We start from the raw sequence: 16,258 nt of genomic DNA on the forward strand, positions 1-16,258 counted from the left end.
AGGACAACGTAATGAAAAATCTATTATTACCTTTATTGATTGCGATACCACTCATCGCATGCAATAACCAAACCACTGCTCAAGAGAACAAGCATGAGCAAAGCTATAAAAGCCCAGGCAAACCGTCCATGAAAGTGGAAATGGACTACAGCGTTTCAAAAGAACGTGTTGCAGTGGGTGAAACGGTTGATATCAGCGTCAACTTTAGCGGTAAACAGAAGCCTTCATCTGCGATGCTTAAAACTAGCAAGCAGCTTGTGCTGCATGGTAACAGCCAACTGAACATGCAAAAATCTGGAAACCAAACAGAGCATAAGTTCAGCGTGACACCGATGACAGAAGGCATCCATTTAGTGACTGTCGTCGCAGAAGACGCTCAACAGTCCCATAAAAAGCCGTTTGCCATTCGTATCATTGCGGGCGATAAGCCGATCGAAGCCTATCTTGAAAAGAATGGCACCTTAACCACTGATGAAGATGGTGAGAAGATTATTTCGATGCCAGCTGAAGAGCGTTAAATAAGCATCATCTAGGTATCAAAAAGCCGCTTATTGAGCGGCTTTTTTTTGTTGTAAATATCGCTGCAATAAATAAACACCCGCGATACTTCGAGCCTCACTAAACTCTTCTACCTCCAGCAACCTGTCGATATCAGCTAGTGGCCATTTCACAATCTCGATAGGCTCTGGTTCGTCACCTTCCAGTTTGCTTGGGTATAAGTCTTCCGCTACCACTAAATTCATTTGATGACTCAAGTAACCAGGCGCTAGCGTAATTTTCTTGAGTTCAGTGAGTGACTTTGCAGCAAACCCTGCTTCTTCCTGAAGCTCTCGGTTGGCGGCATGGATTGCTGACTCTCCAGAGTCAATTAAACCTTTGGGGAATGCCAACTCATAACGCTCCATTCCTGCTGCGTACTCTTTAATTAACAACATAGTTTCGTCATTAATCAAAGGAATAATCATAACAGCGCCATGCTTACCAGCTTTTAACCGCTCATAGATTCGATACACACCATTGGAGAATTCAAGTTCAAGCTCCTCCACAGCAAATATTCGAGTTTGAGCAATAACTTTTTGTTTCTTAATTTTAGGGAGTTTTGATGACATAGACGTTATTTAATCGGTAGTAGTTCGGTTAATTGATTAACACTTAGCATGTGAGTCGCCTCTCGCTCCGGCAAACTTAAATCCGGTTGCTTAACCATAACAGAATATTTAACGCCTGACTGTTGCGCTTGTATTAAAATGCTTTCCGTATCATCAATAAAAAGACAACGTGACAGAGATGCTTCTAGCTCAGCCTCTAATTGTGACCAAAACAACGGCGACTCTTTCGGCTGATTAAACTGATGAGAAGTATAAAGTTGATCAAAGTACTGATCTATTGCTGTAGTCTCTAACTTAACCCGTAAAGTTTCAGGATGCGCATTTGTGACTAAGACAACTTTTTTGGCGCTAGCTTTGGCTTCTGTTAAAAACGCTTCTGTCCCTGGCCTCAAAGCAATTTTATGGGCCATGTCAGTTTTATGTTTAATAATATCAAGACCAAGTTTTTCTGACCAAAAATCCGTACAGTACCACTCTAATGTTCCACTGTAAGCTTCATAGTACTGACCTAAGTGTTGTTGAGACTGCTCAAGACTAATGCCTTTGTCTTCAGCATAAATGGTCGGAATGGCTTGTTTCCAAAAATGGTTATCAAAAGCAAGATCGAGCAGGGTTCCATCCATATCGAGAAGGATGGTATCAACCTCTGCCCAATCAATCAGTTTCAAGGTAATCGCCCCTGCCACTCAAGGTAAATTCTGTCGTCTTGTTGACGGCCCCAGCGCGTCAACCATTGCTTCAAGTTTTCAGGCAGCTCGTTAGTCGCATGTACCCGCATATTGAACTGCTTATCAAGCCCGACTTCGATAAAACCTTTAAGATCAAGTACACCGTCATTATCAATGATATCGACTCTAGCGCCGTTGCCTTGGTTGCTCATTTGACTCAACTTAAAGCGTAAGTCTCCTAACTCAAGATTATTGTTGGGGTATTGGATGACCGCGTTACTCCACGTGCCCTCCCCATTAAGCTGAGTAATCTTGTTATCATTAAACACCGCATTAGACACGATTCCTGTCACTTGACCAGACAGCCCCTCAAGGGGTGTTCTAATAAGCTCAATGACATAAGCCGTATCAATATCAATGTTGGCATCCGTCAGCTCGTAACGTCCTGACGACAGTGATGCTTGCGAGGTTAGCTTAACGTTTGGATCATTGATTGTAATACCTGTCGTTAAGTTTCCCCACATTAGTGGAGCTAAACTGGTTTCTAACTCAATGTTACGCAGTGTTAAGTTTCGATATTGCACCTGCTCAATGGCTGGATTCCAAATGGTGCCCGTCACTTGTCCCATCTGTACACCCGGGACTGCATCAGTGATCCAAGACGTCACAACACGAGCTGGTGTCATGACAACAAGCAAAATAACAAAGACAATAAGGGCCGCAACCGACCCTAGTATGATTTTTTTCATAGAAGGATAATAATTAACTTAAGATGGTTTTAAAAATTTAACGGAAGCATCCACCATCCCTGTAGTATCCGTATCCGATACCCTTAACGTATCCACGATCAAACCCTGTTGCTGCTCTAATTGACTCACCCAACGTAGCAATTGGTCGAACTCAACATCATCAAGACGCACTTGAATCTCTTCATCACGTTTACGCTCTTCAATCCGAGAAAACTTTAACCCATAACGTTTACTGCTGTTAGTGACTAACTGATTCAATGATTGTTGCGTTACTTGTTGAGCGCCACCAGAGCGTGCTTGTAAGGCTTGTACTTTAGAAGCAACACTAGGCAAATCATTTTCCATACGTTGAACACTGTCATCCAGACCCGCAACATATCGCTTGATAGGAAGTACTACAGCAATAAAGATAATTAACAAAATCATCAATACACTCAGCACAGAAACCATGCTTCGTTCACGTTGATTTAAACCTGAGTACCAATCTTTGATTACTTTCACTTGTTTAACCCCACAGTAATTCTTGCTGACCAAACACCACCATTTTCGGACGCGTTACGCATACTCGCTTTTAATCCTGAGCTTTCTAAACTACGCTGCGAGCGGGTTAAAATGTCATAACTTTCCGCACTCACGTCCATACTCAGCTCGCCACGACTAGCGATATACTCCATTTGGGTAAAATTAATGCTCCTTGCATCCATGGCTTTGATTGCTTTATCCATAAGTAAAGCAAAACTCGTCTCGCTGCCACTATCACCACCGATGCTTCGGTAACTGTTATTAATTTGAATTTTCGCAGTAGTCAAAGGCAGTGTTGGATATATTTTTTTGGTTTCCGCAAGCGTTCTTTCTTCTAGGTTAGAATACTGCTGGTTCAAATGAATAATGTGGCTCACCAAATAAACAATACCCAAAACACATACTACCGAAGCGGCAATAGCTGGAAGTTTCCAAACGCCGTAATTTCGTTGAACTTTCTTTTGCGAGGAAAACTCTTGTTGCAATAAGTTTAGTCCCGCTTCGTCAAAATTGTGCGCTAAGAACTGAAACGTATCTTCAATCACTTCATACTGAGTCGCCAGCCCCGGTACCGCATCTAAGTTTAACTCTTGCTTTTCGGTCGCATAAATTCGAATAGCTTGGCTAACACTAAGCTCATCTCGCTGCAATTCAAGCTTAAGAAGCTCTTCAACCAGCGACTTATCCGCTGACCAAAAAACATTGGGTTCTTGACGAACAAAAACCTGCTCCTCAATCAAGGTTGACCAGGCATCGTTAAAATACGGAAGGCATGCTGCTTCAGAAATGACAAAGTCAGGCTCTACACCAACCTCTTTAAATTGCTCTAGTGTTTCCGCTAAGTACTGTTTATCCACCACATTAATCGCTAGGCGATCTTGCGCATCAAACGATCCCAGTGCGAAGTGTTGATTATCAACATTATCAAGAATTTGCTCTTCCAGTTGATATGGAATTGCCTTTTCTAACTGCTTGCGATTTTTAGTCGGTGTTTTTTCATTGAAACACTTCACTCGATGCGCTGGCAGCATGAGCACAACTGTTTGCTCCGAAACTTGCTCCCCGAGCGTTTCAATATCTTCAATTAATAAACGACCCCTGTCGGTAAACGAGCTATGACCCTCCTCATCACCGGACAATATCCCCCACTGCAATGATCGCTCATCGCTATTAATCCTTATAAATAACTTTTCTTTCATTATTTATTCTCCGATATGGCGTGCGACCACATGAAACTCATTATCATTTTTTAACATTAAAGAATGTACAGTGGCACTGCCTGTATTAACTCTTGCCCTAGCCGTTAGAAGCATATACTTACTATCATAAACTAAACGTCCTTTACCTTGCTCTGAAACTTTTCCGCTTCCGAGAGCCTCAAAGAACCCAGCCTCATCATAACCATCTTCCGGCAACTCTTGTAACGCTTGTCGCACCTGAGAAAGATCGACATCTTCCAACATCATCCAAACTAACTCTGCATGCTCAGGTTTTACCGTGTTGACATTGATGGTGCCATCGGTGGTTGGTAACACGCATACATACTCTTTCACTGCATCGTATATTTCAGCATCAAAACCTTTAATAACCATCAGCTCGCTACTATGCGCCAACAACGTATCGGCCGTACGGTATGGAACTTGCAGGCCGGTATAATTGTAATCCTCTGCACCATCGATACCTGTAGGCTCCTGATCTTCATCAATAAAATCCTTGGTCGCCACAGCCAACGCTTGCGGCGATACCTCACTTTCTTCTATCTTGGTCTCCAACAGCTTAGCAAACAAGTCAACGCCTGGCATTCCCGTACCTTCTGAGCCATCATTGGGTTCTTTCGAGCCGCCGCGATCTTGATTAAGATTGCCGCCACTTCCTAATTGCTCTCCATCTTCACCAGTCCCTATTGCAGCTGGCTCCATCAGTATACTATTGATGTTGAAGCAACTGTGCATATCCCTTAGCGACCCTTCTAGTTGCCCTAAACCTTGCTCAATCTCAAAGGAAATAGCGCCTTGGGACCATGGTTGGTTACGATGGACTCGATCAGCTTTACTGTTTTTAAAGTAGGCCTTAAGTTGCTCCGCAGCAAAGACCTCCGCGCCATACATGTACTGATAAGCGCGGGAGCTGTTAATGATATTTGCCGTGCGTTGCACATGCATTTGCTGGCTATTGATAATCTGTACAGCGAGTATGCTTAGCACTGAAAAAATAATTAAAATAGTGATCAAGGCGACGCCACGGCTTTTGTTATAGCCCATCATTGGTCATTCCCCCTGCCGCTCTTACCACGTCCGCCACGGGTGTCGCCTCCGCGACCATCCGTATCGTCACGTCCAGTCTCTGGGCGACCACGGGTTTCATCTTCTCCCGCGGAGACCGTGAACTTCGGCATTGGAAACAAGCGGTAAAGCTCGCCGTAATCGTTGAGAACCACGGTGACTTTAATGGCTTCAGGCATTGCCAGCCGCTGATCATCATCAACCAGCCAATCTTTTTTCCAAGTGCCGTCAGTTAAAAACTCCATGTTGAACTCTTCAACTCCGGTTAAAAAGTCCCGAGACAACTCTTGACCCTCACGGGCACTATCGACAAACATCCAGTAATGTCGCTCGATCCGATCATCAATAAATTCATACTTCACATGCTGTAAAGTGCTGCGCTTGATTTTAGCGGGGTTACGCCAACCGCTGCGGGTAAATTCAATATAATTGTTAGCGCTTTGCGATTCAGCCTTCAGCAATGGCGCTCTATCACCAAATTCATTACGACGATCACGAGGCACCATATAACGGATATCATTCTCTAGCTGTCTAAAAGCCAGCTGAACCTCACGCAACCTTTCGATTTGTTTATTATTGGATTCCGTTGTGGTTTGTATAAAATTAAAAATTTGCAACGCTCCCGCAAGTACCACACTAAAAATAAACAAAGCGATTAACACTTCAGTTAGCGTAAACCCCTTTAGTTTCTTTGTGTTTAGTGTGCTTGCGCGAAACTTCATCGACGTTCACCACCCTTACCACCGGAGTTCTTACCGATAAAACCGGTCATGGTGAAAATGCCTTGCGCTCCATACTCAATCGAAAGCGTGATACGGCGCATCGACTCAACCTCCGTAGCAACCACTTGCCGTTCCCACTTCCATTCACGGTTAGCGTACTCAACGGTTCCCTGTTGCGTGCCTACCGAAGGCCAATCATCTTCAATCTGTAATTCTGCGAAATGGTTTTGAGCGACAAAGTTTGCCAACGTTTTCTCCGTCGAATTGCCCATCGCAATAATACTTGAGGAGAATAAGCCGGACAGCATCGGGGTAATAAAAATGGCCAACACTGCTAAAGCAATGAGCAGTTCTAACAAACTTAACCCTGACTGTTTTGACGAAGCTTTATTCATTATCCTCATCTTCTTCTAAATCTTTATCCCAATCATGGCTGTAATGGCCTTCTAGTGCATTGGACAGTTCAATCTCGCCAACATAATTCCCCCGAACTCGATAGAATACTGGTTCATCGCGATCCAACCCGATGGTCAGCACAAACTCATTCATTTCTCCGCTGGAAAGCATGTATATTTGAGGCGTTTTGGCTTTTTTCTTGTTTTCCTCTTCTGCACCACTATCCGCAGTTCCTCCCTTTGAACCTCCAACATCATCGTCATCAGCTTCTTCATTAGCCAACAAAGCTTCTTCTCCTTCGAGATTGACTTCGAGACGAATAGGCTCGTCCAGTTGAATGGACTTCAATAACCGATGGTCTTCAAGCGGTTGCCATTTGCCACCGTTATACACCATGAAAGAATACCCGTCAGATTGAACCCTAACGCCGAGCTCAATGCCTCTGATAATGGATTCTTCTTGGGCGACTTGAAGCAGGCCATACACTTGGCGTGCCTTGGTCTTAAGTTGTGCAGCTTCGTTGTCGTTCAGGGCGATGGTTGCTACCGAGATCATCAAGGCAGCAATCATCAACGCAATCAGAACCTCAACAAGCGTAAAGCCTTTTTGAAGAGAGTATTTAATGGGTACGCAACTACTGGTTTTCGGGGTTGAAATTCGCTTCATGTAAATTCCAAGTACCGATATCCTTGTTCTCACCTTCACCACCTTCTTGCCCATCATTACCTAAGGTATAGAGATCAAAATCACCCTGTCTACCTGGGTAGATGTAAATATAATCGCGCTTCCAAGGGTCTTTGGGTACCGAGCTAGAACCTAAGTAACCCGAACTTTGGTAATTTTGTGGGATTGGATCACTGGTTGGGCGACGAATTAAAGCTTCCAAACCTTGCTCTGTCGAAGGATAAAAGCCGTTATCAATTTTATAAGAGTTCAGGGCTGTTTTAAGCGTGGTTAAGTCGCCTTTTAACTTCTGTAAATTGGCCTTATCAACATTACCCATCAAACTTAAGGTCACGAAAGTACCCATGATGGCAACAATCGCCAATGCAATTAAGATTTCCGTTAAAGTAAAACCTTTAACGTTCTTCGCCATTTTGCGTGTTTTTAAAACATTCATTAAAACTGTCTCCGTAAGATTAACTGGTTATAGAGTTAGTCATTTCGAAAATAGGTAACATCATTGCCGACACAATAAACATCACCATTCCCCCTAACGCTAAAATAATTAGTGGGCCCATAATGTTAAGCGCCACATCAATACTGTTTTCGAACAGGCTTTCTTGATTCTCAGAAACCTGCGCTAACATGTGTTCAAGTTCACCCGAGGCTTCACCACTGCCGATCATATGAATCATCATGGGCGGGAACTGCCCCGTTTGCTGCAAGGCTTTCTTCAAGCTTCCACCTTCACGAACTTTGATCGCGGCTTCGCCAATCGCTCTTCTCATCTTTAGATTAGACAGAACCTTGCCACCAATGTTCATCGCCTCAAGCAGCGGAACGCCGCTTGAATGTAAGATGTTTAAGGTGCTGGCAAACTGTGCTGTATTTAAGTTGCGTGACAAACGCCTGATAATTGGCAACTTCAAAATCGTAGAGTGCCACTTCAGACGATTTTCTTCGTTACGCAACCATGCTTTGATACCGAAACTCATGAGTACCGCAGCAATCAGCACATACAAACCGTATGAAATAGTAAAGTCACTGACGCCGATGAGTATTTTGGTAATCGTGGGTAACTCTTCTCCCATATGCTGGAATTGCTCTACCACTTTCGGTACTGCAAAGACCATCAGGCCTGAAACCACACCAACCGCGACTAAAATCAATACAATCGGGTAAACCATTGCGGCAGACACTTTAGTACTAATTTTTTGACGTCGTTCGGTGTAATCCGCTAAGCGATTTAAAACTTTATCCAAGTGTCCAGCGCGCTCACCAGCAGCCACCATAGACCGATATAGCTCATTAAATACGCTCGGAAAATCGGATAAACCATCAGCAAGCGTGTGCCCTTCCATGACCTTGGCACGGACACCCAACATAATGGTTTTAACTTTGGATTTTTCTGTCTGTTCAGCAACCGCTTTTAAGGCTTCTTCAATCGGCAGTGCTGCTTTAACCAAGGTTGCTAATTGGCGAGTCACGAGTGCTAGTTCTGAAACACTAATTTTAGGGCCAAAAAAACTGCCCCCTTTACTCTTTTTGCGACTCGACTCACCGATGTGATTAACATCTAGAGGTGTTAAATCTTTTTCTCGCAGTTGCTGGCGAATTTGGCGCGCAGTATCACCTTCTAAAACACCCTTCTTCTGCTTGCCTTTAAGGTCAAGCGCAACATACTCGAAAGCTGCCATCTAGTCCTCCCGAGTTACGCGTAAGACTTCTTCGACAGTGGTGATTCCCTGAAGCACGCGGTGGCGACCATCGGCACGAATACTCGGTGTCGCTTGACGTGCATGCCGCTCCATTTCTTGCTCACTGTTATTGTTGTGAATCATGGTGCGCATTTGTTCATCGATCAAAACCAGTTCGTAGATACCCTGGCGCCCTCTGAAACCTTGCTGGTTACAACTGTCACAACCGACAGGGTGATAAATCGTTGGTGGCTCTTGCGGGTCGAAGCCCATCAATTCACACTCTTTCTCATTCGCCACTGCCGGTGATTTACACTCACTACAAAGCTTACGCACTAAGCGCTGTGCTAAGACACCAAGAATACTGGAGGACAACAAGAAAGGTTCGACGCCCATATCTTGCATCCGCGTGACCGCACCGATCGCTGTATTAGTGTGCAGGGTCGATAGCACTAAGTGACCGGTTAAACTTGCTTGTACCGCAATTTGTGCCGTTTCTAAGTCACGGATCTCACCAATCATGACCACGTCAGGATCTTGACGTAATATCGCGCGCAATCCTCGGGCGAACGTCATATCCACTTTTGGGTTGACCTGCGTTTGACCAATACCATCAATCAAATACTCAATCGGATCTTCGACCGTCAAAATATTACGCGTGGTATTGTTGAGTAGCGATAAACCCGCATACAGTGTGGTTGTTTTACCGGAACCTGTTGGCCCCGTGACTAAGATAATGCCATGCGGTTTATGCAATAAATCATCCATCATAGCCATTACATCTGGCTGCATACCGAGATGTTTAAAATCAAGTCTTCCCGCTTCTTTATCTAATAGACGTAACACCACTCGCTCACCATGACTCGATGGCATTGTCGACACACGAACATCAACCGCACGGTTTGCAATTCTTAATGCGATACGTCCATCTTGCGGGATACGCTTTTCAGCAATATCGAGTTTGCCCATAACTTTAATACGGGAAACAAGCAACGGCGCTAATTTGCGACTTGGCTGTAGCACCTCACGCAAGACACCGTCTACCCGGAATCGTACGGACAATGTCTTTTCAAACGTTTCAATATGGATATCGGAGGCGTTTTCTTTGATTGCTTCAGTTAGCAGTGCGTTGATTAACTTAATAATTGGCGCATCATCTTCCGCTTCCAGCAGATCTTCCGTCTCCGGCAACTCGTCTGCAAGACGGAATAAATCCATTTCGTCACCCAGGTCTTCCATCGTCTGACGAGCATCCGTGGTACCTGACTGATAGTAAGCGCTCAGTTGCTTTTCAAATGCTTCTTCATTCAACCACTCAAGATTGAACGACTGAGGATAATGACGACGAACTTCAAGCAGCGCTTGTGGTGAAGCTCCTTCTCGCATAAAGCATGTAACGCCACTTTCCGTTTCGGTAAGAAACACTCCGTGGCGCTTTGCAAAGCTGAAAGGCATTGCACGAAAGCGCCCCACTTCAAGCGGTTGTTCCGCTTCAGTGTCTAGTGCGATACCTGTTTCAACATGCTCAGACATTAGTCTTCTTCACTCTCGTTCTCAGACTCTTCTTCACCCTTTTGGTCAAGAAGCTTCTCTTTATCTAAGTACTGCTCAAAGCTCGGTGGCAATACCAGCGCTTCGTCATACGTTGGTAGCACAGGAGCATCAGCACTTGGCATTAAGCTAATACCTTTATTCGCTTGCTCGATTTGCTCCGCGCGCATGTAGCTGTATTTAGCATTACTGATGTCACGCAAGTCTTTGTCATCTTTAAGGACACGAGGATGAATAAAGACCATCAAGTTACGCTTAATTTTTTGTGTTCGTTCTGACTTAAAAGCATGCCCAATAATCGGAATATCGCCTAAAATTGGAACTTTCTGAGAACTTTGCTGAATGTCGTCATCAATCAAGCCACCCAGTACCACCAAGCCGCCATCAGGCACCAGCACAGAAGTTTTCACTTCACGTTTATTGGTGACCACATCAACCGCTGTCGAGCCCGCTATTGATGAGACTTCTTGTTCAATATCAAGACGAACATAATTGCCTTCGTTAATCTGCGGAGTCAGTTTTAGCATCACACCAACATCTTTACGATCAACGTTCTGGAATGGGTTAGAGTTGTTATCGCCCAAAGTTGATCCAGTGATAATTGGAATTTCTTGGCCCGCTTTAAAAATGGCTTCAACATTATCCAAAGTCGTTACACTTGGTCGAGCCAACGTATTGGAGTCAGTCACGCCTTCCAGAGCCTTGATGAACGCCGCCCAACTTAAGCCAGTCTGACTCATGCGTGCAATGCCCAAACCAGCGCCTTGCAAACCACCCAGTACCTCGGCTAATTGTGCACCGTTATCACCACCTGAATTAATTGTCTCAGTACCGGTGATACGTCCGTCTTCGTCTCGCGTGAAGACCTCTTCATCTTGACCGCGAGCAGCAATCGCGCCACCAGCAACTTGACCGATTGTCGTCCCTGTGTTGTTAAAGTTAATGATACCTGCTGGCTGAGTTCCCGAACCGCTTGGTGAGAATAACCATTGAATACCCAACTCTTTCGCCTTGGTATCCGAAATTTCAACAATAATCGCTTCAACATGCACTTGCTTACGGCGAATATCCAAACTTCTGATCACAGAGTCAAACTCACGCATCATATCTGGTGGAGCGGTTAAGACTAATGCGTTGGTTTCTTCATGAAACTGTACCGAATACAATGCTTTTTTCGCTGCGGTACCACCAGAAGTAGCCGCCCCAGCGCGGCCTGAATTAGCGGCCTCTTCTTTTTTCTTGATCTCACCGATACCTTGTAAAACTTCCGATACCTGCTCAGCCTTAGCGTACTTTAGAAACACCGTTTTGGTGTTGCCGGTACTGTCTAGCTGACGATCTAAGCTGTGAATCAGGGCACGCAAGCGAATTCGCTGACGATTACCAGCGCTCAACAAAATACTATTGGTTCTTTCGTCAGCCACATAGCGCGGTTGTTGAACTTGGTTGACTCGCTCCTGCTGACCACCACGGTTTAACGTTTCTAAAATACGAACAATCTCACTCGCTGAAGCGTGCTTTAGAGGAATAACTTCAATTTCTTCGTCGTTGGCTTTGTCGGTACGCTCGATAATTTTGGTAATACGCTCAACGTTAGAAGCCGAGTCGTGCAAGATTAGGGTATTGGTTCCTTGGACCGCGAACAGATGGCCTGACTGCGGTGATACCAAAGGACGCAACACGTTCATGATTTGCTGCGCATCCACATTTTGTACTGGGATGACCTGGGTAATGGCTTGATCGCCATATCGCTTAGGATTTTTCACGTTGACCGGCGAAGCTTCATAACGTGCTTTTTGATCTTGTACGATTTTAATCACACCGTTGTTTTCAATCGCCTGAAAGCCGTGAACCTGAATTGCCGAAACAAAAATGTTATAGATTTCATCTTTGTTAAAATCATTGTTCGAAATAATCGTGACTTTAAGTCCCTTTACGCGAGGATCGACGATCATTGTCTTGCCCGTGATGCGAGCGACCGTTTCAACCACTTCGCGGATATCCGCATCACGCACATTCAAGCGCTCCGCTTTAACCATGGCCGATGAAAATAAAAGAGACAAGGCGAACAAGCCCATGATGGCCCCTTGTTTCCATTGAGCACGTTTTCTTGGATAGTTATCCTGACTATTTAATTTCTCTAACATTGCCATCTCTCTTCTCTAAGTTCGGCTCTATATTTGGTCTTGAGCGCTGGTTGCTCGTATCTGAAATCCCAAGGATCAGAGTGACAGGTTGACCATTTCGTTCAATGGTCACTTCAACTGAGTCGGAATTACTCAACTCGTTCATCACACCCATCATACCCTCGTTGCTTAATTGTTGCCCATTGACAGAGGTAATCACGTCGTTACGACGTAAGCCAAGGCGAGTGAACATTCTTGGGTCTTTACCTGGAGACACCTTGAAGCCACTCACCTGACCACTGGCGTCCACCACGGGCTGCACATTAGCAATATCTTTTAACGCTTGGGGATTGGTATAAATTTGTTCTTTCATCTCAGCCAATTCGCGGCTCAGACGCGCATCTCGACGCTTATCAATGGTTCGTTCTGGAGACTCTTTAAGATTAGACTCAGGTTTACTGGCGGAAGACATGACCTGCTGGTTTAACTGCTCAACCAAGGTCAAGGTCTCATACTTTCCACCATTTTTGATGATGACCTGTAGGGTTTCAACTTTGTGCAGCGTTACCTGACCTCTTACTTTGAGCTTATCTCCAATGAAATACACCGACTCCTGGCTTCCATTAGACTCAATAATCGCGCTACTTAACTCTTTTTCGGAAGAAACGTAAGTCCCTAATAACTTCAAGTTAAGCTTGGTTTCTTCTGCTTCGACTTGCTCCTCGACTGGAGCATTAGCCTCACCAAACAAATGCAGGCTAGCGATACTTTCGATATTAATAGAAGGTTGCTTAGTAGGAACCACGGCGTTTTTTACAGGCGCAAGCTCAGGCGGAGGTTGAAAAAACTCAACCCATAACCATACAAGTTTAGCCAAGATATAGAGGCTAATGACAGCCAAAATACCGGCTACAATTCGTGCGACTAACCTACCCCGCTGTTGCACGAACTGATTAAAATTGTTCATCATTGAATTCATTTATGTTATTTCTACGGATTTCCGTATATCCCAGAATTAATCCCCAAACTAATTTGGCCATCTTGCTTCGAGATAGCTTATAATAAGCATATTCCCACTCAAACCGTGGAAAAGCAAGACAAGATACTGTAAAGATAAGTAAGGTTCAAGATGATAGTTGACAATTCTGTGAGGCTCGATAAGTGGTTATGGGCAGCCCGCTTTTTCAAAACCCGTTCCATCGCTAAAGAAGCCATCGAAGGTGGCAAAGTGCACTGTGATGGCGTGAAGGGTAAAGCTAGCCGCGCGATCACCGTCGGAATGAGTCTTAAAATCCGCCAAGGCTTTCAAGAAAAAACGGTCATTGTGACCGAACTTTCTGAGCACCGCGGCCCAGCTAAAGTTGCCCAAACGCTTTACGAAGAAACCGCTGACAGTATCAAAGCACGCGAAACCTTAGCGGTGCAGCGCCAGTCCATGCCGAAAACGGAAGGCAAACCCGACAAACGCCAACGCCGCAAAATTCATCGCTTTAAGCGTGATCAGTCTTAGCCATTTAACCAGCAGCTCACCACCTTAGAATATTTGGAATCATCATGTCAGATACCATTCAGAGATTTACTTTCGCCAACTTACCCATTCGTGGGGAAATTATCAGTCTTGATCACAGTTTCAAGACCATCGCCAACCAACATCAGTATGCCTCAGCCCAGCGTCAATTATTGGGTCAGTCTTTAGCGGCCACAGCGCTGATGGCTGACATTATCAAGATTGAAGGCAAAGTCGCTTTACAGCTGCAAAGCACCAGTGCGGTCAAACTGTTACTCACCGAATGCACTCACCAAGGTTATATCCGTGGTTTGGCTCGACTTGATGACACCAAAACTAGCGACGTACTTAACTTTCAAGAGTGGACTCAGGGTGGCCAAATGGCAATTACTATTGAGCCAAATCAAGGAAAGCGTTATCAGGGCGTGGTCCCTCTAGAAAATGCCGAACTGGCTAGCTGCCTCGAAGATTACTTCATTCGCTCAGAGCAACTACCGACCTATATTCAGCTATTTGCTAGCGACGACAAGGTGTTTGGGTTATTTCTACAGGCTTTACCGGGGAACTCTCAAGACACCACTACGGCGGAAGAGAAAGCTGAAGCTTTTGATCACGTTAAGACGCTGGCACAAACTTTAACCGCTGAAGAAGCGCTAGAACTAAACCACCAGGATCTGCTGTACCGACTGTTCCACCAAGATGATGTTACCACTTACCCAGAAAAACCGATCGAATTTCAGTGTGGTTGCTCAAGAGAGCGTAACGAAAAGGCTCTCGCAACCATTAATCCCGAGGAACTGGTAGAGATGGTTCAAGACAGCGGTGGACAGATTGAGTTGGTCTGTGATTTCTGTAGCAATAAAGAAGTATTCACGGAGCAGGACATCATGACCTTTCTAAGCAATGTCAGTCCTAGCGATAGTATTAACTAGCCTAGCTTCTAATAGGAAATTCGAGGCGGGCTTCAAGTCCGCCTTCTGCTCGATTCAATAAAGTCACATGGCCACGGTGTAACTTTGCGATCCTTTGAACGATGGCCAAACCAAGACCAGAACCACCGCCACTACGAGCGCTATTTCCCCTAGAGAAAGGTTGGAATAAACGCTCCATTTCTTTCTCATCAATGCCAGGCCCTTGGTCAAACACAGACACTCTAACCTTGTTATTGACTACCTGCGTTTTCACTTCGAGCGGCGCACCAGCATACTTTAAGCCATTCATAATCAGGTTGGTGATCAGTCGCTTCATCGCCATAGGCTTAAATGCCAATGGAGGCACGTCGCCAAGTTCATAGCTAATGTCTTGTGTCTGAATCCGTACCGATTTAACGCAGTCTTCAACCAGCGTATTTAAGTCGCCGATTTGGTCACGCTCATCTCGGCCATCCCTGACAAACGAAATAAACTGATCGATGATCTGATCCATATCTTCCGTATCACGAATAATCCCTTCCCGAACTTCGGCTTCATCATCGCCCATAAACTCGGTCGATAATCGAATTCGCGTTAGCGGCGTGCGTAAATCGTGCGATACACCAGCGAGCAACAAGGTTCGATCTTCTTCAAGCTGCTGCACATTTCGAGCCATTTGGTTAAAGGCACGCGTCACCGTCACCATTTCCTCAAGCCCTTCTTCTTTAAGCTGTCCGGGGTTATCACCGCGACCGATTTCGCGCGCTGCAAACTCTAATCGCCTCAGCGGACGACTGATCTGCTTGGTGAAAATCCAACCACCGAGCAAACTCAGCAATAATATCGCGGTAAAATACACAATCGGAGGATGGATATAGAAGCCTTCAAAGGGCTCCATCGCAATTCGAAACCAAACATTGTTATGTTTCGGCGACTTAATCCAATAATAGATTTGATCAGATTCTTCAACACGCATCTCGGTGCTGTCTTCAGGAACCCCAAGACTCTCAGCTAACTGTGACGTTAGCACCGTGTACAGTTGGGCTTCACGCAGCTGCTTCGGATCACCCAGGCGGGTCGAGACCATTTGTATCCGTTGGTCGTCCATGATCTCAAGGCGAACCTCATTCGAGATTTTTCCTTCGATCTCTAAGTCCTGCATCGCCATCGCGGTTTTCACATCCGACGCCAACAACTGCACCAGCTGTTTCATCGAAGGTTGAGCCACGTACCAAGAAATCGACAAATAAGATACCCACTGGTTGATCAGCAATAAAACGCCAACCAGTAAGGCAATTCGTCCAAAGGCACTTTTCGGTAAGATTCGCATGAACTCAGAGAATTATCGACGCATC

Annotated in this window: 18 protein-coding genes; 3 read left to right on the forward strand and 15 right to left on the reverse strand. The window is 45.1% G+C overall.

Features of this window, described 5'->3' with window-relative positions; all coding sequences use genetic code 11:
- The first annotated feature begins 11 nt into the window (after positions 1–11).
- On the forward strand, positions 12–518 hold the full coding sequence (locus ABD943_RS04725) for a hypothetical protein (RefSeq protein WP_345292026.1): 507 nt from the start codon (positions 12–14) through the stop codon (positions 516–518).
- 30 nt (positions 519–548) lie between these two features.
- Here ABD943_RS04725 and nudE read toward each other — a convergent pair whose 3' ends face one another.
- Genes nudE through gspC form a run of 14 tightly spaced genes read right to left on the reverse strand, consistent with a single transcriptional unit; the run spans position 549 to position 13,455 of the window.
- A complete protein-coding gene (gene nudE, locus ABD943_RS04730; protein ID WP_345292027.1) occupies positions 549–1,109 on the reverse strand; it encodes an ADP compounds hydrolase NudE in 561 nt (186 codons plus the stop codon).
- Positions 1,110–1,114: 5 nt separating this feature from the next.
- Complete coding sequence (yrfG, locus tag ABD943_RS04735) at positions 1,115–1,777, reverse strand: GMP/IMP nucleotidase (RefSeq protein ID WP_345292028.1); 663 nt, start codon at positions 1,775–1,777, stop codon at positions 1,115–1,117.
- Positions 1,774–2,526, reverse strand: a complete 753-nt coding sequence (gene gspN / locus ABD943_RS04740; protein WP_345292029.1) for a type II secretion system protein N — start codon at positions 2,524–2,526, stop codon at positions 1,774–1,776. Before gspN ends, yrfG begins: the two co-directional genes overlap by 4 nt.
- A gap of 18 nt (positions 2,527–2,544) precedes the next feature.
- On the reverse strand, positions 2,545–3,027 hold the full coding sequence (gene gspM / locus ABD943_RS04745) for a type II secretion system protein GspM (protein WP_345292030.1): 483 nt from the start codon (positions 3,025–3,027) through the stop codon (positions 2,545–2,547).
- The gene (gene gspL, locus ABD943_RS04750) at positions 3,024–4,247 is read right to left on the reverse strand and encodes a type II secretion system protein GspL (RefSeq protein WP_345292031.1); all 1,224 of its coding nucleotides are present in this window, start codon (positions 4,245–4,247) and stop codon (positions 3,024–3,026) included. Before gspL ends, gspM begins: the two co-directional genes overlap by 4 nt.
- 3 nt (positions 4,248–4,250) lie before the next feature.
- A complete protein-coding gene (gene gspK, locus ABD943_RS04755) occupies positions 4,251–5,312 on the reverse strand; it encodes a type II secretion system minor pseudopilin GspK (RefSeq protein WP_345292032.1) in 1,062 nt (353 codons plus the stop codon).
- Positions 5,309–6,052 carry a type II secretion system minor pseudopilin GspJ gene (gene gspJ / locus ABD943_RS04760; protein ID WP_345292033.1) on the reverse strand — a complete coding sequence of 248 codons (744 nt, stop codon included), beginning with the start codon at positions 6,050–6,052 and terminating at the stop codon, positions 5,309–5,311. The genes gspK and gspJ overlap by 4 nt, the downstream gene beginning before the upstream one ends.
- Positions 6,049–6,447, reverse strand: a complete 399-nt coding sequence (gene gspI / locus ABD943_RS04765) for a type II secretion system minor pseudopilin GspI (protein WP_345292034.1) — start codon at positions 6,445–6,447, stop codon at positions 6,049–6,051. Before gspI ends, gspJ begins: the two co-directional genes overlap by 4 nt.
- Complete coding sequence (gspH, locus tag ABD943_RS04770; protein ID WP_345292035.1) at positions 6,440–7,114, reverse strand: type II secretion system minor pseudopilin GspH; 675 nt, start codon at positions 7,112–7,114, stop codon at positions 6,440–6,442. The genes gspI and gspH overlap by 8 nt, the downstream gene beginning before the upstream one ends.
- The gene (gene gspG, locus ABD943_RS04775; RefSeq protein ID WP_345292036.1) at positions 7,083–7,568 is read right to left on the reverse strand and encodes a type II secretion system major pseudopilin GspG; all 486 of its coding nucleotides are present in this window, start codon (positions 7,566–7,568) and stop codon (positions 7,083–7,085) included. Before gspG ends, gspH begins: the two co-directional genes overlap by 32 nt.
- A 19-nt stretch (positions 7,569–7,587) precedes the next feature.
- Positions 7,588–8,808 (reverse strand): type II secretion system inner membrane protein GspF, encoded by a 1,221-nt coding sequence (gene gspF, locus ABD943_RS04780; protein WP_345292037.1) that lies wholly within the window; start codon positions 8,806–8,808, stop codon positions 7,588–7,590.
- Positions 8,809–10,341, reverse strand: a complete 1,533-nt coding sequence (gspE, locus tag ABD943_RS04785) for a type II secretion system ATPase GspE (RefSeq protein ID WP_345292038.1) — start codon at positions 10,339–10,341, stop codon at positions 8,809–8,811. It lies immediately after the preceding gene.
- A complete protein-coding gene (gene gspD / locus ABD943_RS04790; RefSeq protein WP_345292039.1) occupies positions 10,341–12,506 on the reverse strand; it encodes a type II secretion system secretin GspD in 2,166 nt (721 codons plus the stop codon). Before gspD ends, gspE begins: the two co-directional genes overlap by 1 nt.
- Positions 12,487–13,455, reverse strand: a complete 969-nt coding sequence (gene gspC / locus ABD943_RS04795; RefSeq protein WP_345292040.1) for a type II secretion system protein GspC — start codon at positions 13,453–13,455, stop codon at positions 12,487–12,489. The genes gspD and gspC overlap by 20 nt, the downstream gene beginning before the upstream one ends.
- 159 nt (positions 13,456–13,614) lie before the next feature.
- On the opposite strand from gspC, the gene ABD943_RS04800 reads away from it, so the two are divergent.
- On the forward strand, positions 13,615–13,995 hold the full coding sequence (locus ABD943_RS04800) for an RNA-binding S4 domain-containing protein (protein WP_345292041.1): 381 nt from the start codon (positions 13,615–13,617) through the stop codon (positions 13,993–13,995).
- Between the two features lie 44 nt (positions 13,996–14,039).
- Positions 14,040–14,924 (forward strand): Hsp33 family molecular chaperone HslO, encoded by an 885-nt coding sequence (gene hslO, locus ABD943_RS04805; RefSeq protein WP_345292042.1) that lies wholly within the window; start codon positions 14,040–14,042, stop codon positions 14,922–14,924.
- A 1-nt stretch (position 14,925) separates the two neighbouring features.
- On the opposite strand, the gene envZ is transcribed toward hslO, so the two are convergent.
- Complete coding sequence (gene envZ / locus ABD943_RS04810) at positions 14,926–16,233, reverse strand: two-component system sensor histidine kinase EnvZ (protein ID WP_345292043.1); 1,308 nt, start codon at positions 16,231–16,233, stop codon at positions 14,926–14,928.
- Positions 16,234–16,258: the final 25 nt, after the last annotated feature.

The organism is Kangiella marina (assembly GCF_039541235.1).
GTDB lineage: Bacteria > Pseudomonadota > Gammaproteobacteria > Enterobacterales > Kangiellaceae > Kangiella > Kangiella marina.

Coding starts and splice junctions, on each gene's coding strand:
- ABD943_RS04725 (WP_345292026.1), top strand. CDS start 12: ATGAAAAATCTATTATTACCTTTATTGATTGCGATACCACTCATCGCA.
- nudE (WP_345292027.1), bottom strand. CDS start 1,109: ATGTCATCAAAACTCCCTAAAATTAAGAAACAAAAAGTTATTGCTCAA.
- gspN (WP_345292029.1), bottom strand. CDS start 2,526: ATGAAAAAAATCATACTAGGGTCGGTTGCGGCCCTTATTGTCTTTGTT.
- gspL (WP_345292031.1), bottom strand. CDS start 4,247: ATGAAAGAAAAGTTATTTATAAGGATTAATAGCGATGAGCGATCATTG.
- gspK (WP_345292032.1), bottom strand. CDS start 5,312: ATGATGGGCTATAACAAAAGCCGTGGCGTCGCCTTGATCACTATTTTA.
- gspJ (WP_345292033.1), bottom strand. CDS start 6,052: ATGAAGTTTCGCGCAAGCACACTAAACACAAAGAAACTAAAGGGGTTT.
- gspI (WP_345292034.1), bottom strand. CDS start 6,447: ATGAATAAAGCTTCGTCAAAACAGTCAGGGTTAAGTTTGTTAGAACTG.
- gspH (WP_345292035.1), bottom strand. CDS start 7,114: ATGAAGCGAATTTCAACCCCGAAAACCAGTAGTTGCGTACCCATTAAA.
- gspG (WP_345292036.1), bottom strand. CDS start 7,568: ATGAATGTTTTAAAAACACGCAAAATGGCGAAGAACGTTAAAGGTTTT.
- gspF (WP_345292037.1), bottom strand. CDS start 8,808: ATGGCAGCTTTCGAGTATGTTGCGCTTGACCTTAAAGGCAAGCAGAAG.
- gspE (WP_345292038.1), bottom strand. CDS start 10,341: ATGTCTGAGCATGTTGAAACAGGTATCGCACTAGACACTGAAGCGGAA.
- gspD (WP_345292039.1), bottom strand. CDS start 12,506: ATGTTAGAGAAATTAAATAGTCAGGATAACTATCCAAGAAAACGTGCT.
- gspC (WP_345292040.1), bottom strand. CDS start 13,455: ATGATGAACAATTTTAATCAGTTCGTGCAACAGCGGGGTAGGTTAGTC.
- ABD943_RS04800 (WP_345292041.1), top strand. CDS start 13,615: ATGATAGTTGACAATTCTGTGAGGCTCGATAAGTGGTTATGGGCAGCC.
- hslO (WP_345292042.1), top strand. CDS start 14,040: ATGTCAGATACCATTCAGAGATTTACTTTCGCCAACTTACCCATTCGT.
- envZ (WP_345292043.1), bottom strand. CDS start 16,233: ATGCGAATCTTACCGAAAAGTGCCTTTGGACGAATTGCCTTACTGGTT.